Below are 19818 nucleotides of genomic sequence, written 5' to 3' on the forward strand. Positions count from 1 at the left end.
GATAAGAACATCTTTTTATCCGGCACCCCAAAACTGCGTTTGGACGCTGAACTATCAGACGTACATCCTGCCTTGGGCAAATCCGGCAAAAAATAAGGACAAAAAAGCGCGTTATTCCGGCGATATCCGTTCAATTGAGAGAATTAGAGGCAAATTATGTCGCTATTTCCCCTCGTCGCCAGGAAATGCCCGCGTTCTGGACCATTCATAGGGAAATAAGTACATAAAATGGCGCTAATGGAGACGAACTAGCCGGGCTCCGGATCATAAGTACATAAAGTGCCGCTATTTTGCAGGCCGACGGCCGGCCGTTCCGCTAATCGGCTGTTAAAGTGCCGGCTTCCAGGTTGAGCTTGTTTTATGCGGCCGCTTCGCCGCGCACTAGCGGCGCCTTACTTTTCGCGCCAGCCAGTTGCCGAGGGATTGCAGCCCCTGAACGAACAAAACGAGCACGATAACCGTAGCCACCATCACCACATCGTCGAAACGCTGGTATCCGTACGAAATAGCCAGATCTCCGACGCCGCCCCCGCCAACCGTTCCGGCCATCGCGGTTGCGCCAATCAATCCGACCGTTGCGGTGGTCAGGCTTAAAATAAGCGAGCCGAACGCTTCGGGCAGCAGAAAGTGCCAGATCACCTGCGCGGGCGTCGCCCCCATGGCTTCCGCCGCTTCCAATATTCCCGGATTTACTTCCAGCAGCGAGTTCTCGACCAGCCGCGCAATATACGGGGCAATATAAATGATCAGCGGAACGATGGCCGCGTTCGTGCCGATGGAGGTTTGAACGATCGCCCGAGTCAACGGGATGATAGCGACGAGCAAAATGATAAACGGCAGCGAACGGACGATATTGATGACCGGATTAAGCAGGGCGTACACCGCCTTATTTTCCAGCAAACCTCCGGGCCGCGTTACTACGAGCAAAATACCCAGCGGTATGCCCAGCAATGCCCCAAGCAGCAAAGAGAAGCTGACCATGTAAATCGTTTCATAGATGGCTTGCATAAATTGATCGAGGGTAATGGTTGTACTTAACATACGGTTTCGGTCACCTCCTGAATTTGAACGCCTTGGGCGTGAAGGAAGCAGGCCGCTTCATCGATGGTACGGGAAGGTCCTTGGAGCTGAAGGATCATGCTTCCGAGCGTCGTATCTTGAATTTCGGAGGTGGAGGCAAACAAAATATTAACCTCCATGTCGGTAAAATGGCGAATCAGCCTGCTGATAATCGGGGAAGATGCGGCGGCCCCGACAAACCCCAGCTTAAACAGGCGGGCTTTCTCCGCTTTCCGGTCGAGGCTTATTTTAACGCTTTGCGGCAGGCGGTCGTGAATGACCGTCTGCACGAAGCTTCGCGTCGTCGGATGCTGCGGGCGGCCAAACACATCCAGCACGGGGCCTTGTTCGACGATCCGGCCGGCCTCCATTACGGCGACGCGGTTGCAAATTTCCTGAATGACAGCCATTTCATGCGTAATAATCATGATCGTAATATGGTATTCGGCGTTGATGCGTTTAAGCAGCTGCAAAATCGCTTGCGTGGTTTGCGGGTCCAGCGCCGAGGTAGGTTCGTCGCACAGCAAAATGGACGGATTGGAGGCCAGCGCCCGGGCGATCCCGACCCGCTGTTTTTGGCCGCCCGACAGTTCGCTCGGGTAACTTGCGGCTTTGTCGCCAAGGCCGACGAATTCCAGCAGCTCGCTGACCCGTTCCCGGATCTCTTGCTTCGGCTTTTTTTGCAGGATGAGCGGTATGGCCACGTTATGATAAACCGTCCCCGACTCCAGCAGGTTGAAATGCTGAAAAATCATGCCGATCCGTTTCTTCAAAGCCCGCAGCTGCTCGGCATTTAAGGAATCAAGCGGCTGCCCTTCGATAAATACTTGTCCGCCGGTGGGTCTTTCCAGGCGGTTGACCAAGCGGATTAAGGTGCTTTTGCCCGCTCCGCTGTAGCCGATTACCCCGAAAATATCCCCTTTTTCCACGGTTAAGCTTACCCCTTGCAGCGCGGTGCTGGAAATTCCTTTGCGTTCGAAAACTTTGTAAACATCCCTGATCTCAATCATTTGCCGTCCTGCCGATGAGTTTAGAGTCATGTGGCTTCCTCCTGATTCATTGATGCTCGTATGCATACTTTTCCGATGAACTTTATAGTATTTTCAAATATATATAACCCCATCAATGAAGGAGTGTCAATTAAAAATCACATTGACGTCAAACTTTTTGGTATGCTAGTATGATTTAAACTTATCCAACCTGATAACTCGGAATTGCTGGAGGGAGAACAACGACATGGCAGACTGGAATAAAACGGCCCGATTTCGGGCCCTGTTGTCCGGCGAAACGGCGGATCGTCCGATTGTCAGCGGCTGGCATCATTTTTTGAATAAAGAACAAAATGCCGGGGACTTGGCGGAAGCGACGATCGCTTTTACGCGGAAATTCGCTTGGGATTGGGTCAAAATCAATCCGCGGGCGACCTATTACGCGGAAACTTGGGGAAACAGCTACGATTTCCGCGATTACCGCACGGTATTTCCCAAACAGACCGCGGCGGCCATTCGGGAGGCGGCCGATGTATGGCGGATTGAGGCGCGGCGGGCGGCGGAATCGGCCCCACTGGCGGAGCAGCTGCAGGCGGCCCGGCTGATCCGGTCCGGACTGGCGGATACGCCGTTGACGCAAACCGTCTTCTCGCCGCTGACGGTATTGTTGTTTCTGGCGGGGCAGTCGGCTTACGTGAACGATACGGTTTACGGCAGCGAACGGCCCGTCCCGCTCGAAGCTTTATTCGGCGGGCAGCGGGCCGGAGTGCACCGCGCTTTGCACGCCATCGCGGTAACTTTGGCGGAGTATGTGGAGGAGCTCGGCCGGATCGGGATCGATGGCATTTTTTACGCGGTGACGGGAACCGCCCATCCGGGATTGTTCGACGAATCCGCTTTTAACGAGTTCTCAAGGCCTTATGATCACATCGTGCTTGAAGCGGCAAGTTTCGGCAAACGGATTCTGCATACTTGCGGAGCTCATTCCCAGCCTGAACGGTTTAACGATTATCCTATCGAGGGGATCAGTTGGGATACATACGCCGCCGGCAACGCCGGATTGGACGCTCCGCTCCGGGCAACGAAGGTGGGAGGGATCGACCATGCCCTGTTCGCCGGCGGCGATCTTGAACGCATTCGCGCGCAAGCCCGCGAGGCGCTTTCGCTGATGCGGGGCCAACCGTTCCTGCTGGCGCCGAACTGTGCGGTGCCGGTGAATGCGACGGACGCTGCTTTATACCAATTGCGCAATTCACTGGAAGAGGGGTTGTAAACATGAAGAAATTTTCGGCTGTTTTATTGATCGGACTGTTGCTGGTGCTTTCCGCCTGCGGCAAACAAAGCACCGCCGGCCAAGACAAAAAGGAGATTACGGTCGGCTTCGGCGTCGGAACCTATGAGGAACAATTCCGGGCGGGCATCTTGCCGATCCTTGAGAAAAAAGGGTACAAAGTGAACATCAAAACTTTTTCCCAAAATATGCAGGTGAATCCGGCGATGCAGGAAGAGTCTATCGATGCCAGCGTGTTCCAGAGCACCGCATACATGGAAGGGATCAATGACGAGCTGCATATGGACATGACCGGCATCGCCTTTGTTCCCAGCGCGCCGCAGGGCTTGTATTCCGAGAGACATCAGTCTTTGGACGAAGTGAAGGACGGCAGCACGGTGGCCGTTCCCAACGATCCGGTGAATCAGGAGCGCGCCGTCCGGATATTGGAGGAGCTGGGCTGGGTGAAGGTGGCCGAGAATGCCGGCACGACCGACTTCAACTTGAACAGCGTGTCGCCGGGGCAATACGCTATCGACATTCAGGTGCTGGATCCGGCGCAAATTTTAGTGTCGCTGAAGGATGTCGATTTCGGGGTGGTGAACGGCAACTATATCGCGAATGCGAAGCGGAAAATTACCGAGGCTTTAAAAATCGAAAATACGCCTGAGCAGCACCGGATTATCGTATCTATAAACAAGGCCGACGAAAACACGCAATGGGCAAAAGACCTGAAAGCCGCTTATGAATCCCCGGAGTTCGAGGAGTACATCAAGTCCCAGGACAAGTATGACGGATTTATTTTGCCGGCGGCATGGGAGAACAATTAATAGAGGAGGTAATGTAAAATGGCGCAGCAACGTATTCATTTCATCGGCGGAGGGCAGATGGCCGAAGCGATCATCCGGGCGCTTGTCGGCAGTGGGACGGTGCCGGCCCATCTGATCAGCGCGGCGGATGTTCGGGAGGAGCGCGTACGATATTTAAGTGAAACCTACCGTATACAGGCCGCGGAAGAACCGAAACAGGCGCTGGCGGAGGCCGAGCTGATCGTGATCGCTGTGCGGCCGCAGGATGACTTGGCCGGGGTCGGCGGATTGATCCGCGAGTTTGCCGGCAAGGACGGCGTTGTCGTATCAATCGTAGCGGGCGTGACCATAGCCAAGCTGGAAAGTTATGTCGGCTCCAAGCGTTCCGTTGTCCGGGTTATTCCGAACACGCTTACGGACACCGGCTTCGGATACAGCGGAGTGGCGTTTAACGAACATGCGGAACTGGCCCAAGTGGAAGCATTCCTGAACGGGTTTGGCAAAGTGCAGGTGGTGGACGAAGCGCAGCTTGACGTTTTTACCGGTTACGGCGTGGCCGGACCGAATTATGTTTATTATTTCATCGAATCCCTTGCCGATGCGGGGGTGCTCGCCGGACTGCCGCGGGAACAGGCCTGGCGGATCGCTTTGGAGAACGTCGAAGGCGCGGTGGCGATGCTGCGGCATACCGGGCTGCATCCGCGCCAGCTTCTCGACATCAACAATTCCCCCGGCGGGGTGGGCATTAACGCCTTGCACGAGCTGAACCGCAGCGATTTTGCCGCCGGGTTGCAGCGAAGCGTGCTGACGGCGGTCAGACGGACAACGGAACTTGGAAAGGAAGTGTCCCAATGATGCTGAAGTGGGACCACACCGTGCAATACGTCAACGATTTGAATACACCGGTTGAGGCGTTTGCAAAATGGGGACTGACGGCCTTTAAAGGCGGTTCCCATAAGTTCTGGGGGACGTATAACGCGCTAAGTTATTTTGGCTTAACGTATATCGAATTTCTCGGGATCGAGGACCGGCCGCTGGCGGAAAAAATCGATACGCCCAACGCGGTTGTCCGCGACGCCTTGGTGGAGTTGCCAGCCCGCGAAGCGTTCAGCCGGGTCGCGCTGCGCACGGACGATATCGATGGGCTGGCGTCCCGTCTACAGGGTCAAGGCCTTGAACTCTCGCCGATTTTGGACGGGCGGAGGCTCGATGCGCGAGGGAACTGGATCGAATGGCGGATGTTTACGATCGACGGGCATTACCGGGGCCTAAATTATCCGTTTATCCTGCAATGGAACGGTACGGATGCTGAGCGCTTGTCGGGGCTGAAAGCATCGGGGATTATCCAAGATCATCCCGCGGGAGAAGTGGACATTCACAGCGCCGTGTTTACGGTCTCCGATCCGGCGGCCGCGGCCGCACACTGGCAAGCGTTGTTCGGTTTGCCGCTGCTGGAATCGGAACCTGGCGGCGAATCGGCCCGGCTTGGCATCGGAGACAAGTCGTTTCTGTTCAAGCGGGGGGACGCGGAGCGGTTAACGCAGCTTGTTTTTAAGACCGGCGCGCCGGGCTTGCAGAACAGGACGCTGGAAATCGGCGAAGCGCAGTTTGTCTTTTTGCCGGAATGAGTTGAATGAAAATATTGAGGCTGTCCCGTTAGCCGCAGCGGCTTACGAGGCAGCCTCTTTGTCGTTTTGTTTGCGTTGTTGGCTACTTAAGCTTCCGGATTGGATTTCGCTGGCTGGACGGGAATGTAGATATCGATCTGCTTGCCTTCTTTTGGCCAACAGCGTTCATCGTACCATTCGAAATCGGGGGCATTGATTTGCTCGTAACCGGATACAGGGAACCAGTTCGCAAAAATCCCGTCCCAGGTCGTTTGGATGGACGTGCTGAAATTGTCCTCGCCGGCCGGAGGTGTCGTAAAGATGGCGTAGGTAGCCGCCGGAATGAGATATTCTGTTATGCCCTCCTGAACCTCGGCCGCTTCGTCCACTTCAAAGCCGATGATATATTGGAAGGTTCCGTCTTCGTCGGTAGGGGAGCAAACGCCAAGCTCGACGTTTGGATTTTTTTTGCCGGGAATCCGTTCTCCGAGCCGCTCCTGCATGTACGTTTGCCAAAATGCCGGAATATCGTCATGGTTTTTGCCTTCCACGATGGTGCTTTGCATCGCGTAGCCCAGAATCCGCATGGCGGGTAGTTGTTCGATACGGTATTGCATGATTTGATCTCCCCAATCACTGGTTATTTGCGCATCGATGGTCGGAAGAGGCGCGGCGCGCGGCACAAGAAACGGCGGACGGCCCAGCTTGCGGCACTCTGTCGGCAGGATGCCGTACATTTTCCGGAACGCCCGGGTAAAGGCTTCATGGGAGCCGAAGCCGCACCGCAGCGCGATCTCCAGCACCTTCAAGTCGGTTTCGGTCAGCAGTTCCGCCGCCGTCGACAATCTCCGTTTCCGCACATAGGATGTGACCGTGTCGCCGACAAAGTACAAAAAAGTGCGGTGAAAATGGTACTCGGAATAAAACATCGCTTTGGCGATCCTGCTTAGCGTCAGCTCTTCGCCGAGCCGCTCTTCAATGTAGTCGATGCTTTGCATGATAGTGCTGACAGCGTTCATGAACATCCTCCAGACCGGTCTATGTGCTTAGTATAAATGGGGGGCGCCGCTTCTTCTTGATCATTCTTGCTTTCCGGGAAACCAGGGGCGGGGCAAAAGCGCGCTTGATCGGCCCCACTCTGAACGTTAATTGCAAATTATACAACTAACTTTATAACCATTTATCCAATCATTCGTTTAATTGCATTTCGTACATTTATTTCTACGTTTTTAGCCTCATTTTTCGAAAGATACCTGAGAACTGCAGGTATTACACTTAATCGAGCGCTGTGGCAGCATTTCCGGATAAGTAACTGTACATTTTGCAGCTATTTCATTTGTCCACTAGTATATCAAGAGTAAAATGGCAGGAGCTAGTCCGGGGGAGGGAAGCGGGGGAGTATTTGGAATCGCACCGCACTTCGTAAGCTACACCTGCACCGCTACTCGCTTAGGAAGGCGGCGGGTGTCAGGCAGGCGCCGTTTTGTCCCTGCCGGACTCGCGCCGGAGCGGCTTCCCTGTTACAATGTGATTGGCGGCTTGTAAGGCAAGCCAGGCTATAATCCCAACCGTATGAGGAAGAAGGGCTTACGTTGATTTACGGAATCGGACATGATGTTGTCGAAATCGAACGCGTCCGGCGGATGTTAAGCGGTTCGGTCGGCGAGCGGCTGACGCGGCGCATCCTGACCGCGGCCGAACGGCAATTGCCGGGGCAAACCGCGCGTGCGGCAGAGTTTTTGGCGGGGCGGTTCGCCGCCAAGGAGGCCGTCAGCAAGGCGTTTGGCTGCGGCATCGGCAGGACGCTCGGGTTTGCCGACATGGAGATTTTGCCGGATGCGAGCGGCAAGCCGTGCGTATTTATGCCGCCGGAAGCCTGGGAGCGGCTGGGGTTGACGGGCCATGGCCGGTATACGGTCCATTTGAGCATTACGCACGAACGGAATTTGGCGTCCGCCTTTGCCGTGGTGGAACGCATTGAACAGGGCACATAAAAGGAGAACATAGATCGATGCAGGAGAGCAGGGAAAACAAGATTTTCTTCAGTACGGAGCTGCTGGATTGGTATGAGCGCTCCAAGCGGGATTTGCCTTGGCGCAGGCACCGCGATCCGTATTATATTTGGGTTTCGGAAATCATGCTGCAGCAGACGCGCGTGGATACGGTGATTCCGTATTTCCACCGGTTCATCGAGCGGTTTCCGACGATTCAGGACCTGGCGGAAGCCCCGGAGGAAGAGGTGCTGAAATGCTGGGAGGGGCTCGGGTATTATTCGCGGGCCCGCAACCTGCAGGCGGCCGCGCGCCAGGTGGTCGAGCGGCACGGCGGGGCTGTGCCGGACAACAAGGCCGACGTGTCCGCCTTGAAAGGGGTCGGCCCGTATACGGCGGGGGCGATCATGAGCATCGCCTTTAACCGGCCCGAGCCGGCCGTCGACGGGAACGTAATGCGGGTGCTGTCACGGTATTTCCTGATCGAAGAGGATATTATGAAAACCGGGACCCGCACGCTGATGGAGGACCTGGCGGCGGAGCTGATCCCCGAGGGCCGGGCCGCGGATTTTAATCAGGCGCTGATGGAGCTGGGGGCATTAGTCTGTACGCCCAAGTCGCCGCAATGCCTGATTTGCCCGGTCATGGCCCGCTGCGCCGGGCGGCTTGCGGGCGCGGAGGAGCGCCTGCCGGTGAAGAGCAAGGCGAAGCCGCCGCGGCCGGAATACCGGCTTGTCGCCCTCGTGGAGGGCGGCGGGGCGCTTGGGGGCCGCGTGCTCGTGCGCCGGCGGCCGGATACGGGGCTGCTCGCGCGGATGTGGGAGCTGCCCCATATCCCGGCCGACGCCGTGCCGGGCGAAGGCGCCGGGCTGCCGGACGGCCCGGCGATGGACCGGCTGGCGGCGGCGCTGGCCGCCGCGGGCATGCCGGCGCGGCCGGGGGAAGCGTGGATGAACGCGGAGCATACGTTCAGCCACATTCACTGGAACCTCCGCGTGTTCCGGTTCGCCGCGGAAGATGCCGCCGGCCAGGCCGAAAACGATGAGGCCGAAAACGACGTGGCCGTGACGGGCGGGACCGACGGTATGACCGGCACCGCCGAGGCCGCATACGGGTGGGCTCCCTATGCCGGGGCCTCCGTTGCCGCTCCGAATTCCGTCCCGTACGCCGGCAACGTCCATTCGGCGGCGCAGCATCAGGCGGCAGCCGGTTCGGCCGGCTTATTCGCCGCCGAAACCGCCGCGGCTTATGAGGCGGGGGCGAATCAGGCCGGCGAAGCGAGCGCGTCTACGGGTGCGGCCAAGCCGGAAGCGGCATCGCCGGCCGGGGGCGGGGTCAAGCAAGCGGGCTTCGATCTGGCCGCGGACTCCGCGGAATACCGCTGGATCACCAAGGAAGATATGGGAAGTCTGGCGTTTCCGAACGTTTTTTTGCGGATATTAAACCGGTATTTTAAACAAGTATAGGCAAAAACCGCACGTGGGTGTAGTACCTGGGTGCGGTTTTCTTTTCCGCAATATGGGGTTCCGCGAGATGCAAAAGTGCATGCGGTATTTGTCGAACTTTCTCGAAAATGGCTCGTCAAATGCAAAAGTGCAGTCCATTTCTGTTTAAAATTCTCTTTGTTACCGAATAGTTTTAAAATAGATGCATTTTTGCATTTCATACGCCCCAAATAGGTAGGTTACGGGAAAATGAGATGCACTTTTGCAGTTGAGCTACTTTCACCAAACCATTGGTCTTTCCCACGCACCGCGGAGCCCTGCACCGCCATACCCCTGCACCGCAGAACCCTGCACCGCGAAACCTCACACCACGAACCTCGCACCACGAATTCCGCATAGCAGAATCCCATGCTGCGTGCCACGTCCGCGTGCCACGTCCGCGTGCCGCTGAAAATTCTAGTACTGCTTTATCATGCTACTCCACTGGATGCTGCTACTTCCTGCTCATACCCAACATCTTTCTTCTATGGTACATTTATGCATATAATAGACAGCTTGGATCGGCATGGCGGATACATTGCGCAAAGGAGGGAGCGGAGCTTTCCAGCGGAAATGCTGGAGCAAACCGTCGTTATTTCCCGCGATTTTTTTGCGGCATTTACGACGCGGCAATTCATGACGCGGTAAATTATGAGGAGGGATATAATGAAAAAGTTTACGTTTTTGCCAAAAGTCCGCGGCGGTTTGGGAGTCTGTCTGATAGGCTGCAGCCTGCTGCTGGCGGTCCCGGCGGCGGCGGCGGACGGGTTTGCGGAGCCGCTGAACGCTTTTAACGGGAGCATGTTTTATGCTTCGGACGGCTGGGAGAACGGAGAGGATTTCGGAGTAGGGTGGCGGGCGAACAATATCGAATTCAATAACGGAGTCATGGCCCTTCGACTGGACAAGTCGGGGTGTCCAAGCCGATGCTCCGGCGAGCAGTACGCCTCCGGCGAATATGCGACCATTGGGGAAGACTACGGCTACGGGCGTGTGGAGGCGCGAATGAAGGTGGCGAAAGGCGAGGGACTGGTCACTTCACTGTTCACTTATTATGACCTCAATCCGGATCCGGACACGGAAGAGAATGACGAAATTGATATTGAAATTCTGGGAAAAGATCCGACGAAACTGGAGACCAACTATTATACGGCCGGAGACGGGGATCACAGCACGGTCATTGATCTTGGCTTCGATGCATCGCTGGACTTCCATGACTATGCTTTTGAATGGTCGCCGGCCTCGATCAAATGGTATGTCGACGGCAAGCTGGTGCATACCGAGGACGGTTCCCGCGGACCACTGCCGAGCCATCCGGGCAGCATTATGGTCAACTTCTGGGCAGGCGCGGGCGATGCTGCCAAAACTTGGACGGGGAAATTCATTTATCCCGGGTCCCCGGTTCGGGCGTACTATGACTGGATCAAGTATACCCCGGCGGAATAGCGGCCCAGTAAGAATCAAGCCGTGCGCCGGTTCAAGCTGGCGCCGGTCGTTTTCATACCATAGCCGATAATAAGAGGCCTCCCTTCCAAAGGGAGACCACTTTTTATCGTCACTATTCCAGCATACGGTTTTCCACCGTTTTCATATAGTTTTGCGTATCCGGTTCGCGGTGTTCTTCGCCCACCACTTTGCCCGGATCCGCAGCCTCGGCTCCACCGGTAACGCTGTGCGCGAAGTTCGTGAACTGCTGCTTATGCTCGTCTTCCGCGTGCTTGGCTTTCAGCAGCTCCTCCGGATCGTTGGTCAGCTTACGCTTTTGCTCGGCCATAGTGTAACCTCCTTCCGGCGATCGTCAATCGCCCTTATTTCTTGGCGGCTTCGTAACGACGGTTCACTTCGTCCCAGTTGATGATGTTCCAAAATGCCGCGATGTAATCCGGGCGTTTGTTTTGATATTTCAAATAGTAGGCGTGCTCCCAGACGTCCAGGCCAAGAATGGGTGTCTGCCCCTCGGAGAGCGGGTTGTCCTGGTTTGGCGTGCTCGTTACGGCCAGTTTGCCGTCCTTGCCGACGACCAGCCAGGCCCAGCCGCTGCCGAAACGGGTCGCCGCCGCTTTTGTAAACTCCTCTTTGAATTTGTCGAACCCTCCAAGATCGCTGTCTATGGCGGAAGCGACCGGGCCGCTTGGAGTTCCTCCGCCGCCGGGGCCGATCACGGTCCAGAACAAGCTGTGGTTGGCGTGGCCGCCGCCGTTGTTGCGCACGGCCGTGCGGATATTTTCGGGAACGCTGCCGAGGTCGGAAATGAGCTCTTCCACGCTTTTGTTCTGCAGTGCCGGGGCGCTTTCCAGCGCGGCGTTCAGATTGGTCACGTACGTATTGTGGTGACGATCATGGTGAATGTTCATCGTCTGCTCATCGATGTAAGGTTCAAGCGCGTTTGCCGGATAGGGTAAAGCAGGCAATTCATGGGCCATAACGGAAAACCTCCCGATTTTTTTGTTAAAGAGTTGTTCAAAAAGTCGTCTTTTGATCACGAAGCAGGTCAGAAAGTGGATCGGGCGTCGAATCTTGAATTCAGCCGGGCCGTAGCACATGCTTCCGTAGCATGTTTCCTGCGGAAACATTTCAGATGCTCACGCACCCAAAACGTACGCACCGCTCCTTTCGTCCCTAGCTTCATCCGACCTACAGCGTTTTGAAAAAACGCACATCGTAAGCATACGCTTCGGTGCTGAAAACCCGACTTTTTGAACACGCACTTAAAATGTCGATCGCATTTACATACTCGAAACAAAACCTATTATTTACATATGATCAAAATATATGTATGAAAACCTGTTTTGTGAAGGGAAATTCACAAAAAATAAATGTAAACGCTTAACATTAAGCGCTTTCAGAAGAAAATTGGTGTATTTCGTTGATTTATATGGTTTAATGGACAAAGAAGCAGTTTTTTTCTCGTTTTTTGTCTGGTTTTAATTATTTGCTTGATGTAAAAATAAAGGCCGCGCCTTTAGCATGAATCTATCTAGTGTTAAGGAAAAAGGAGATCATAGCATGCTTATTCGTTCCTTTCAGTTGAGTGATGTGAATCAAGTGATGGATCTTTTGCAGGTATCCTTGTCCGAGGCTTGCTACGAGGACACCAAACAAGCTTTTGCCAGACAATTGGCCTGGGATTCCGAACTGATTCTAGTTGCGGAAGCGGAGGAAGAAATTCAGGGGGTCCTGATCGGAACGATCGATCAGCATACCGGGTGTATTTACCGGATGGCCGTTCACCCGGATTATCGCCGGCGCGGCGTAGGCAGAAGCCTCGTTTCCGCGATGGAACAACGTTTTCAGCAGCGCAATGTCCGCCGGATCATGGTGGCCGGAGACGAGCATAACAAAGCGATTATGCCGCTGTACGAAGCGATGGGCTACGGCGCAAGCAAATTTTTAGAGGCGTTCCAGAAGCTTGGCATCGCTGCTGCGCGTTCTTTATCGGGGTCTAATTGATTTTTAAATTATAGACAGGTAAGAAGAGGAATGATTGAAGCATATCTTCCATCCGTTGCAAATGGGTGCGGGATATGCTTTTCTATTTATAGATTGACCAAATCGTCGGTAGGCCGAATTCATGTTTTGGCCTGTCGGCAAAATCCGCGGTTTATGGCCTGCGAATCTTGGAGGATGAACGGTGAAGGAGATAACGATATATACCGACGGCGCCTGTTCCGGAAACCCGGGCCCTGGGGGATGGGGCGCTGTATTAATATTTAACGGGCATCGCAAGGATCTGTCCGGCGGCGAGAAAATGACCACAAACAACCGGATGGAAATCCAAGCGGTTATTTCGGCGCTCAGTCAACTGAAGGAGCCGTGCCGGGCCAAAGTATACAGCGATTCCGCCTATGTGGTGAACTGTTTTCAACAGGGTTGGATTCGCGGATGGCTTAAAAACGGTTGGAAAAACAGCAAAAACCAGCCGGTGGAAAACAAAGACCTGTGGCAGGAGCTGTGGCGGCTGATGGGCATCCATCAGGTCGAATACGTTAAGGTCAAAGGGCACAGCGACAATGAGCTCAACAATCATTGCGATATGTTGGCCCGGGAAGCGATCAAGCGGCTGTCTTCCTGATTGGCTTCGTTCGAAAAACAACAACGATATGGGGGATGGGGAACGTTTGTCGCCCGTAAAATTCACATCAAGGAGGGGAAGGGAGTGGCAAAGACAATACACGACGGCAGCGTCGTTTCCGCAAACGCCGGCGCGTGGGCGGATTTGAAACGCGAAATTAAGGAAAACGCGGCTTCGCTCGGCATCGACGATATCGGCTTTGCCTCCGCGGACCCTTTTATTTCGCTGAAGGCCATTTTGCTGGACCGGCGTGAAAAAGGATACGAATCCGGGTTTGAGGAACCGGATATCGATAAGCGCATTTACCCCGAGCTGTCTCTCGAACAGCCGGCTTCCCTGGTTTCGATCGCCGTGGCGTATCCGTCCAAGATGGATAACCCGCCGAAGTCCGAGCCGGGGCAGCGGCGCGGGATATTGGCCAGATCGGCCTGGGGGCGTGATTACCACCTGGTGCTCCGCGAGGCGATGGCCAAGCTGGAGGATTTCATCCGCCAGCGGGTTCCGGAAGCGCGGATCGAGAGCATGGTGGACACCGGAGCGCTGGTCGACCGTGCGGTGGCGGAGCGGGCGGGAATCGGCTTCAAAGGGAAAAACTGCGCGATCATCTCGCCTAAATGGGGATCGTGGATTTACCTTGGCGAGATGATTACCAACATTCCTTTTCCGCCGGATTCCCCGGTCACCGAGGATTGCGGCGAATGCACGAAATGCATCGACGCCTGTCCGACCGGGGCGCTGGTCGGGCCCGGCGTGCTGAACGCGCAGCGGTGCATTTCCTTTTTGACGCAAACGAAAGGGTTTGTGGAAGAAGAGTTCATGCTCAAAATCGGCAACCGGCTTTACGGCTGCGACACATGCCAGATCGTTTGTCCGAAAAACAGGGGCAAGTCCTGGAACCACCGGCCGGAGCTGCAGCCCGATCCGGAGACGGTCAAGCCGCTGCTCCTGCCGCTGCTCGATATCAGCAACCGGGAATTTAAAGAGCGCTTCGGCGACAGCGCGGCGGCCTGGAGAGGGAAGAAGCCGATCCAGCGGAATGCGGTGATTGCGCTCGGCAACTTCAAAGATACCGCTTCCGTGCCGAAATTAATAGATATACTGTTTCATGATCCTCGTCCGGTGCTGCGCGGCACGGCCGCTTGGGCGCTCGCCCGGATCGGGGGAGAAGCGGCGGCGGAGGCGGTGAGCCGGGCGCTGGAGAGCGAACAGGACGAGGAAGTGCTTGAGCGTCTCCAGGCGGCGGACCGGAAGCTGCGAGGGGGAGCGTCGCCTGGAGAAAGCCGCCCGACGGTGAAGGAAAGCAAACCGGATTGACAACGATGACGGGAAGCGATTGCCGTCAAGGGGGATGAAAGGATGCGTTTCATCAGTATTGAAGATATCGAGCCAGGGCAATACTTGGGAAAAACGGTTTATTCCGCAAACGGCACCGTGCTATTGTCGGCGGGGATTCAGCTGACCGTATTTATGATCAATACGCTTAAGCGGATCGGCGTTACGATGCTGTACATCAAAGATGCCGATTACGATGATGTCGAAGTCGAAGATGTGATCAGCGAATCGACCAAACAGGCGGTATTTCACGAAATGGTGGAAACGCAGGAAGCGATCCGGTCGGGGAAGGAATGGAGCACGAAAAAGATCAACTCCAGCGTGGATTCATTGCTGACGGACGTGCTGAACAACAAGGAAGTGCTTCTGCAGCTGACCGATATTCGCACGGCGGACAACGCGGCTTATCTGCATGCGGTTAACGTTTGCCTGATCTCGTCCATGATCGGCCTGAACATGGGACTGGGCTATTCCCAGTTAAAGGATCTGGCGATCGGAGCGCTGCTGCACGATATCGGCAAATCCGTTCCTCTGCCGGAAGGCGCGGCGGAGGACGATCCGAAGCATCATCACACGTGGCGGGGATATGAAATGCTGAAGCAAAAACGCGAATTTAATCTGCTCATCGCCCATGCGGCGCTTCAGCATCATGAACGCCTTAACGGCACCGGGATTCCCCGCGGCCTGGCAGGGGATGAAATTCACCTGTTTCCCCGCATTATCGCCGTTGCGAATATGTACGACAATCTGATCAGCGGCGGCGGTGAAGGCGGATCGCAGCGCGGCCTGTTGCCGCACGAGGCCTGCGAGCAGCTGATGGCCTGTTCGGAGCATGAGTTGGATCACGACGTGCTGGTGGAGTTCACCCGCATCGTATCCGTGTACCCGAACGGCACGGCGGTAAGGTTGTCGACGAAGGAAACCGGCGTGGTCGTCAGCCAGCACCGGGGCCTGCCGGGCCGCCCGGTCATCCGCATCGCGCGCGGCGCCGGGGATGAACTGGACGTGAAGGAAGTGGATCTGGCAACGGAAACAACGCTGTTTATCGAAACGGTTCTGGCTTGAATCGCGGCAGGGTGAATGCTATTATATTTGGAGTGCGTTAGCCAAACGGGGGGCTGCACGGATATTAATGCAGGGGTGGCTGAATGATGGATATCGTAATTCCAATTATTACGCTTGTCGTCGGATTGGTCGGCGGTTTTCTGATCGGTGTTTTTTATTTGCGGCGGCAGATGACAAAAATGCAAAACGATCCGGAAATGCTGCAAAAAGTGGCGAAACAGATGGGTTATAATCTGAACAGCAAGCAGATGCAGCGCGCGCAGCAAATGATGAAAAACCAGGGCCAGGTTCCCGGAGGGGCGCGGCCGCGAAAGAAAAAATAAACATCGGCTCGAATGAAGAGTCTTAAAAAGTGTGGCCTGTTCGCAATTCGCGGCGTCAGCATATAACCGGCGCCGGGTGCGTCATCGCCATGCTTTTTTTGAAAGGAGGAGGCGCTTAAATGGCTGGACTTAAAGATTACGTAAACAAGCAGGTTGGAGAAAATCACGAGAAAATCGAACATCATGTTCGTGAAATCTTAAAGCTGATCGGGGAAAACGTCGAACGGGAAGGGCTGCTCGATACTCCCGCCCGGGTTGCCCGGATGTACGAGGAGATTTTTGCCGGTTATGAGGTTGATCCCCGCGACGTGCTTGGGGTAACGTTTGAAGAGAACCATGAGGAGCTCGTCATTGTCAAGGACATCGTCTATTACAGTCAATGCGAGCATCATATGGCGCCTTTCTTCGGCAAAGTGCATATCGGCTACATTCCGAGCGGCCGAATCGCCGGGCTCAGCAAGCTGGCCCGCCTGGTGGAGGCGGTAACCCGCCGCCTGCAGGTGCAGGAGCGCATCACCTCGCAGATCGCCGACATTATGGAAGAAGTATTGAACCCGCAGGGCGTAATGGTCGTTGTGGAAGGCGAGCATCTCTGCATGTGCGCGCGCGGCGTTAAGAAGCCGGGCAGCAAAACGGTCACGTCCGCGGTGCGCGGCAGCTTCCGCAAGGACGCGGCTTCGCGAGCGGAGTTTTTGTCCTTGATCAAGGAATAACGGAAAGCCGCGCTCCGTCGGTTACAAAGGTTGAGGGTTTACCGAGCGCGCCTGCGGGGGAGTCTTCCGCATTATGGCAGCCGTATTAATACGGCTGCCATTTTAGTTTTTTCGCGGCTTCGTAGCGCTCCGCCACGGCCGGCCAGTACACGACGTTCCACCAATCCTTGATGTAGTCGGCCCGCACGTTTTGATGCTTCAAATAGTAAGCGTGCTCCCAAACGTCGAGCGGAAGCAAGGGCACGATGTCCCATTGCGACAGGTTTTGGTGCTTCTCCGCGGTCAAAATTTGCAGCCGGTGGCTGCGCGGACTCCAGACGAGGATCGCCCAGCCGCCGCCTTCCACTTTGGCGGCCGCTTCGGAGAATTGCCGATGGAAAGCGTCGTAGCTGCCGAAATCGCGGGTGATTTGCTGGAGCAGTTCGCCCTCCGGTCTTCCGCCGCCCTTCGGGTTCATGATCTCCCAAAAGATGGTGTGAAGATAATGGCCGGCGCCGTTAAAAGCGAGTTCCCGTTCCCAATGCTTGACCAGCTCGAAGTTTCCGTTTTTGCGGGCCTCCTGGAGCTTTTTTTCCGCCTTGTTCAAGTCATCGACGTAGGTTTTATGGTGCTTGTCGTGATGGATGCGCATCGTTGCCTCATCGATGTAAGGCTCGAGGGCATTGTAAGGGTAGGGCAGGGGCGGAAGCGTGTGCCCGCCGATCGGGACGGGACGCTCGGGGATACGGGAGGCACCGGAAGGCGCGTCGTTTTCATACCGCAGGTTTTCGTTGCCGGCTGCCTCATCGGCATTTCTTTCTGCCAAACTTTCCGCCGCATTGTCATTCGGCAGATTTTCGGCTGGCGCGGCCGATTCCGCTTCAAGCCCCGTGTTCGAAACAGTTGGTGTTTCGAAGCCGGAATTCGCCTCCTCCGGTGAAATCGCCTGCTGATGCGGCGAGTGCTGCGGCCAGGATTCCTCGGGTTCTTCTGCTCGTCCTTCGGCCGCCTCCTCCGCTCTCGTGCCGGTTGGCCCGTAATAAGGCGGCTGTCCGCCTGCCGCCGGCCCGAAGGGAGCGGGTCCGCCAGGCTGCTGGTAAGGCCCGAAAGGAGCGGGTCCGCCAGGCTGCTGGTAAGGCCCGAAAGGAGCGGGTCCGCCAGGCTGCTGGTAAGGCCCGAAAGGGGCCGGTCCGGTAGGCTGTTGGTAAGGCTCGAAAGGAGCAGGTCCGCCGGGTTGCTGGTAAGGCCCGAAAGGAGCGGGTCCGCCAGGCTGCTGGTAAGGCCCGAAAGGGGCCGGTCCGCCGGGTTGCTGGTAAGGCCCATAAGGCGGCGGATCGTCAGGCTGCTGGTAAGACCCGAAAGGAGCTGGCCCGGTAGGCTGCTGGTAAGGCCCATAGGGAGCGGGTCCGGTGGGCTGCTGATAAGACTCATAGGCCTGCGTTCCCCCGCCTTGATGATACGGGTCGTACACCGGCGGATCGCCGGCGACACAGCCCGCGATCTCTCCGGGGCGGTTCAGCCTTTCCAGCACGGCCAGGAAATACTCCGATTCGCGGATAATGTGCATCAGCACGACGGGGGCGAGCGGAACGGCCTTGACCGCCTCACTCCGGTCGAGAATATGGTGCAGCTGGCGGATAAATTCCTTCGACTGCTGAAAGGCGGCGCCGAGCAGTCGCTCGGTTTGCTTGATCAGCTGGGGGCTCGAGGCCGCTTCCTTGGACGTCAGACCGTGCTGAAGCAGCCGGTCGGCCGCCGCCTCCGTGGCGGTAAACACCTTCTTCCACTCGTCCAGCAGCTTAACGTAGTGGTGCTCCAAATTGGGAATGATCGCTTTGATCACTTCCGTATGCTCCGCTTCCTGCTGCTTCCAGAAGCGGATTTCTTCCAAAATGCGTACAGGCAAATAAGGCCCGTAAACGAACAGCATCCGGTTAACCTCCCCTTGCTTTAGTCATTACTACCAGCTTATTCGCGGGGAGGTTTGGCCTATGCTATTCGATTGCGGACCCGGTAAGGGCGCTTTCGCTGCCGCTGCCGGAAGCGGCGGTTTTGATCCGGCTGAGGAAAAGCGACACTTTCCGCAAATATTCCTTGGGATGTTCGCGAAAAATCAGTTCATGATGCGAGCCTTCCACAATCCAAACGCCCGAATCGGGATTCGTCTGATTGGCGGCCAGCTTCTCGGCGATCGGATAAGGCGCCTTCTCGTCTTCCGTCCCATGAATGAACAAGGTCGGGAACGGGTAGTCCTCCGATTTGACCTGCGTGTACGGAATTTGCCGCAGGCTCGTGCCGTTCAGCACCGGCAGCAGCATGCCGATGATTTCCAGCGACGGATGCCGCGGCAGATCGATTTGCTGGCGGATGTTGTGGTACATCGTGTCCGGCTCAAGCAGAAACGTGCTGTCGAGGATCATGCCGTCGATATCGCCGCTCGTTAGTCCCGCCTGAAGCGCCGTGCCGGCGCCCATCGAGAACCCCCAGACAACGATTTCCCGCGCCCCGCGCTGTTTCACGTAATCAATGGCGCCAAGCAGTTGCTGGGCTTCTTTTTTGCCGCCGGTGGCCACTTCTTTGCTGTTCTGGGCGGCGAAGCCGTAGTCGAACATTAAGACGTTAAAATTCAGCCGGTGGGCAAAACTGGCCAACTCGTACATCGGAATCCAAGATTCCTCGCGATTGGCGCCGTAACCGTGGCTAAAAACGATCGTTTTGGCGGAATCTTCAGCGGGGATATACCACCCTTGCATCATTCGGCTCCCGTCTGCGGCAGGAAACGTGATGTTCTCGTAATCCAGATTTTGGGCCAGCTTCGGATTGGAATAAAGCGGGGCCACCGTCGGATTGGACAGCACCCAGGCGATATATCCGTGCAGAGAAACAAAGCAGAAAATCAGGAAAAACAAAATGGACAACAGCAAAGCCACGGCAATATGCTTGATGCTGATGCGCCGGCTTGCGGTTGCGGGAATATCGTTGTTAGGGAACGCCGAAGGCATGGGAAGGTCGTTGCGGCCGGTGTGGCTCATAGGCTTCCCTCCTGTTTCTTTAAAATCTTTAAAATTGCGTTTATTAGAGTATATGATGAAAAAAGCCGCAGTTTACGGATAAGTCCAATATAT

General features: G+C 55.9%; 19 protein-coding genes and 1 pseudogene. 13 read left to right on the plus strand and 7 right to left on the minus strand.

The features are described from left to right. Positions 1–381 precede the first annotated feature (381 nt). Together NYE74_RS27725 and NYE74_RS27730 are read right to left on the minus strand one after the other, a co-directional pair. The gene (locus tag NYE74_RS27725; protein WP_036626235.1) at positions 382–1041 is read right to left on the minus strand and encodes a methionine ABC transporter permease; all 660 of its coding nucleotides are present in this window, start codon (positions 1039–1041) and stop codon (positions 382–384) included. After that, positions 1035–2069 (minus strand): methionine ABC transporter ATP-binding protein, encoded by a 1035-nt coding sequence (locus NYE74_RS27730; protein WP_036628822.1) that lies wholly within the window; start codon positions 2067–2069, stop codon positions 1035–1037. The genes NYE74_RS27725 and NYE74_RS27730 overlap by 7 nt, the downstream gene beginning before the upstream one ends. A gap of 226 nt (positions 2070–2295) precedes the next feature. On the opposite strand from NYE74_RS27730, the gene NYE74_RS27735 reads away from it, so the two are divergent. Genes NYE74_RS27735 through NYE74_RS27750 form a run of 4 tightly spaced genes read left to right on the plus strand, consistent with a single transcriptional unit; the run spans position 2296 to position 5755 of the window. Then, positions 2296–3321 (plus strand): uroporphyrinogen decarboxylase family protein, encoded by a 1026-nt coding sequence (locus tag NYE74_RS27735; RefSeq protein WP_340925716.1) that lies wholly within the window; start codon positions 2296–2298, stop codon positions 3319–3321. 2 nt (positions 3322–3323) lie between these two features. Further along, a complete protein-coding gene (locus NYE74_RS27740) occupies positions 3324–4148 on the plus strand; it encodes a MetQ/NlpA family ABC transporter substrate-binding protein (protein ID WP_036626229.1) in 825 nt (274 codons plus the stop codon). Positions 4149–4166: 18 nt separating this feature from the next. Further along, positions 4167–4982: a pyrroline-5-carboxylate reductase gene (gene proC, locus NYE74_RS27745; protein ID WP_036626227.1), complete on the plus strand. Its 816-nt coding sequence runs from the start codon at positions 4167–4169 to the stop codon at positions 4980–4982. Continuing rightward, the gene (locus NYE74_RS27750; protein ID WP_124333262.1) at positions 4979–5755 is read left to right on the plus strand and encodes a VOC family protein; all 777 of its coding nucleotides are present in this window, start codon (positions 4979–4981) and stop codon (positions 5753–5755) included. The genes proC and NYE74_RS27750 overlap by 4 nt, the downstream gene beginning before the upstream one ends. Before the next feature lie 86 nt (positions 5756–5841). On the opposite strand, the gene NYE74_RS27755 is transcribed toward NYE74_RS27750, so the two are convergent. After that, positions 5842–6753 carry an AraC family transcriptional regulator gene (locus tag NYE74_RS27755; protein WP_036626221.1) on the minus strand — a complete coding sequence of 304 codons (912 nt, stop codon included), beginning with the start codon at positions 6751–6753 and terminating at the stop codon, positions 5842–5844. Between the two features lie 573 nt (positions 6754–7326). On the opposite strand from NYE74_RS27755, the gene acpS reads away from it, so the two are divergent. The 3 genes from acpS (at position 7327) to NYE74_RS27770 (ending at position 10655) form a co-directional block, all read left to right on the plus strand. Then, the gene (gene acpS / locus NYE74_RS27760; protein ID WP_036626218.1) at positions 7327–7728 is read left to right on the plus strand and encodes a holo-ACP synthase; all 402 of its coding nucleotides are present in this window, start codon (positions 7327–7329) and stop codon (positions 7726–7728) included. 17 nt (positions 7729–7745) lie between these two features. Next, on the plus strand, positions 7746–9191 hold the full coding sequence (gene mutY, locus NYE74_RS27765; RefSeq protein WP_278737900.1) for an A/G-specific adenine glycosylase: 1446 nt from the start codon (positions 7746–7748) through the stop codon (positions 9189–9191). Between the two features lie 684 nt (positions 9192–9875). Then, entirely contained in the window at positions 9876–10655 is a 780-nt protein-coding gene (locus tag NYE74_RS27770) for a family 16 glycosylhydrolase (RefSeq protein WP_326045020.1), read from the plus strand. A 112-nt stretch (positions 10656–10767) separates the two neighbouring features. On the opposite strand, the gene NYE74_RS27775 is transcribed toward NYE74_RS27770, so the two are convergent. After that, entirely contained in the window at positions 10768–10983 is a 216-nt protein-coding gene (locus NYE74_RS27775) for a hypothetical protein (RefSeq protein ID WP_036626209.1), read from the minus strand. A gap of 34 nt (positions 10984–11017) precedes the next feature. Then, positions 11018–11632 carry a superoxide dismutase gene (locus NYE74_RS27780; RefSeq protein WP_341005353.1) on the minus strand — a complete coding sequence of 205 codons (615 nt, stop codon included), beginning with the start codon at positions 11630–11632 and terminating at the stop codon, positions 11018–11020. Between the two features lie 583 nt (positions 11633–12215). Between NYE74_RS27780 and NYE74_RS27785 the strand changes: the two genes are divergently transcribed. The 6 genes and pseudogenes from NYE74_RS27785 to folE all read left to right on the plus strand — a co-directional run bounded on the left by NYE74_RS27785 (position 12216) and on the right by folE (position 16714). Further along, the gene (locus NYE74_RS27785) at positions 12216–12659 is read left to right on the plus strand and encodes a GNAT family N-acetyltransferase (RefSeq protein WP_036626203.1); all 444 of its coding nucleotides are present in this window, start codon (positions 12216–12218) and stop codon (positions 12657–12659) included. Positions 12660–12840: 181 nt separating this feature from the next. Further along, a complete protein-coding gene (rnhA, locus tag NYE74_RS27790; RefSeq protein ID WP_036626200.1) occupies positions 12841–13281 on the plus strand; it encodes a ribonuclease HI in 441 nt (146 codons plus the stop codon). Positions 13282–13377: 96 nt separating this feature from the next. Beyond that, a pseudogene (gene queG, locus NYE74_RS27795) lies at positions 13378–14535 on the plus strand (tRNA epoxyqueuosine(34) reductase QueG); the annotation flags it as partial. Between the two features lie 102 nt (positions 14536–14637). Continuing rightward, on the plus strand, positions 14638–15678 hold the full coding sequence (locus NYE74_RS27800) for an HD-GYP domain-containing protein (RefSeq protein ID WP_036626197.1): 1041 nt from the start codon (positions 14638–14640) through the stop codon (positions 15676–15678). Positions 15679–15764: 86 nt separating this feature from the next. After that, positions 15765–16001 carry a YneF family protein gene (locus NYE74_RS27805; protein WP_036628819.1) on the plus strand — a complete coding sequence of 79 codons (237 nt, stop codon included), beginning with the start codon at positions 15765–15767 and terminating at the stop codon, positions 15999–16001. 119 nt (positions 16002–16120) lie between these two features. Beyond that, positions 16121–16714 carry a GTP cyclohydrolase I FolE gene (gene folE, locus NYE74_RS27810; protein WP_036626194.1) on the plus strand — a complete coding sequence of 198 codons (594 nt, stop codon included), beginning with the start codon at positions 16121–16123 and terminating at the stop codon, positions 16712–16714. A gap of 85 nt (positions 16715–16799) precedes the next feature. Here the strand turns inward: folE and NYE74_RS27815 are convergent, their stop codons facing one another. Then, on the minus strand, positions 16800–18623 hold the full coding sequence (locus tag NYE74_RS27815; protein ID WP_155620830.1) for a Fe-Mn family superoxide dismutase: 1824 nt from the start codon (positions 18621–18623) through the stop codon (positions 16800–16802). Between the two features lie 64 nt (positions 18624–18687). Next, positions 18688–19695 (minus strand): alpha/beta hydrolase, encoded by a 1008-nt coding sequence (locus tag NYE74_RS27820; protein WP_082208107.1) that lies wholly within the window; start codon positions 19693–19695, stop codon positions 18688–18690. Positions 19696–19818 lie beyond the last annotated feature (123 nt).

This window comes from Paenibacillus sp. FSL P4-0127, assembly GCF_038007325.1.
Classification (GTDB): Bacteria; Bacillota; Bacilli; order Paenibacillales; family Paenibacillaceae; genus Fontibacillus; species Fontibacillus macerans.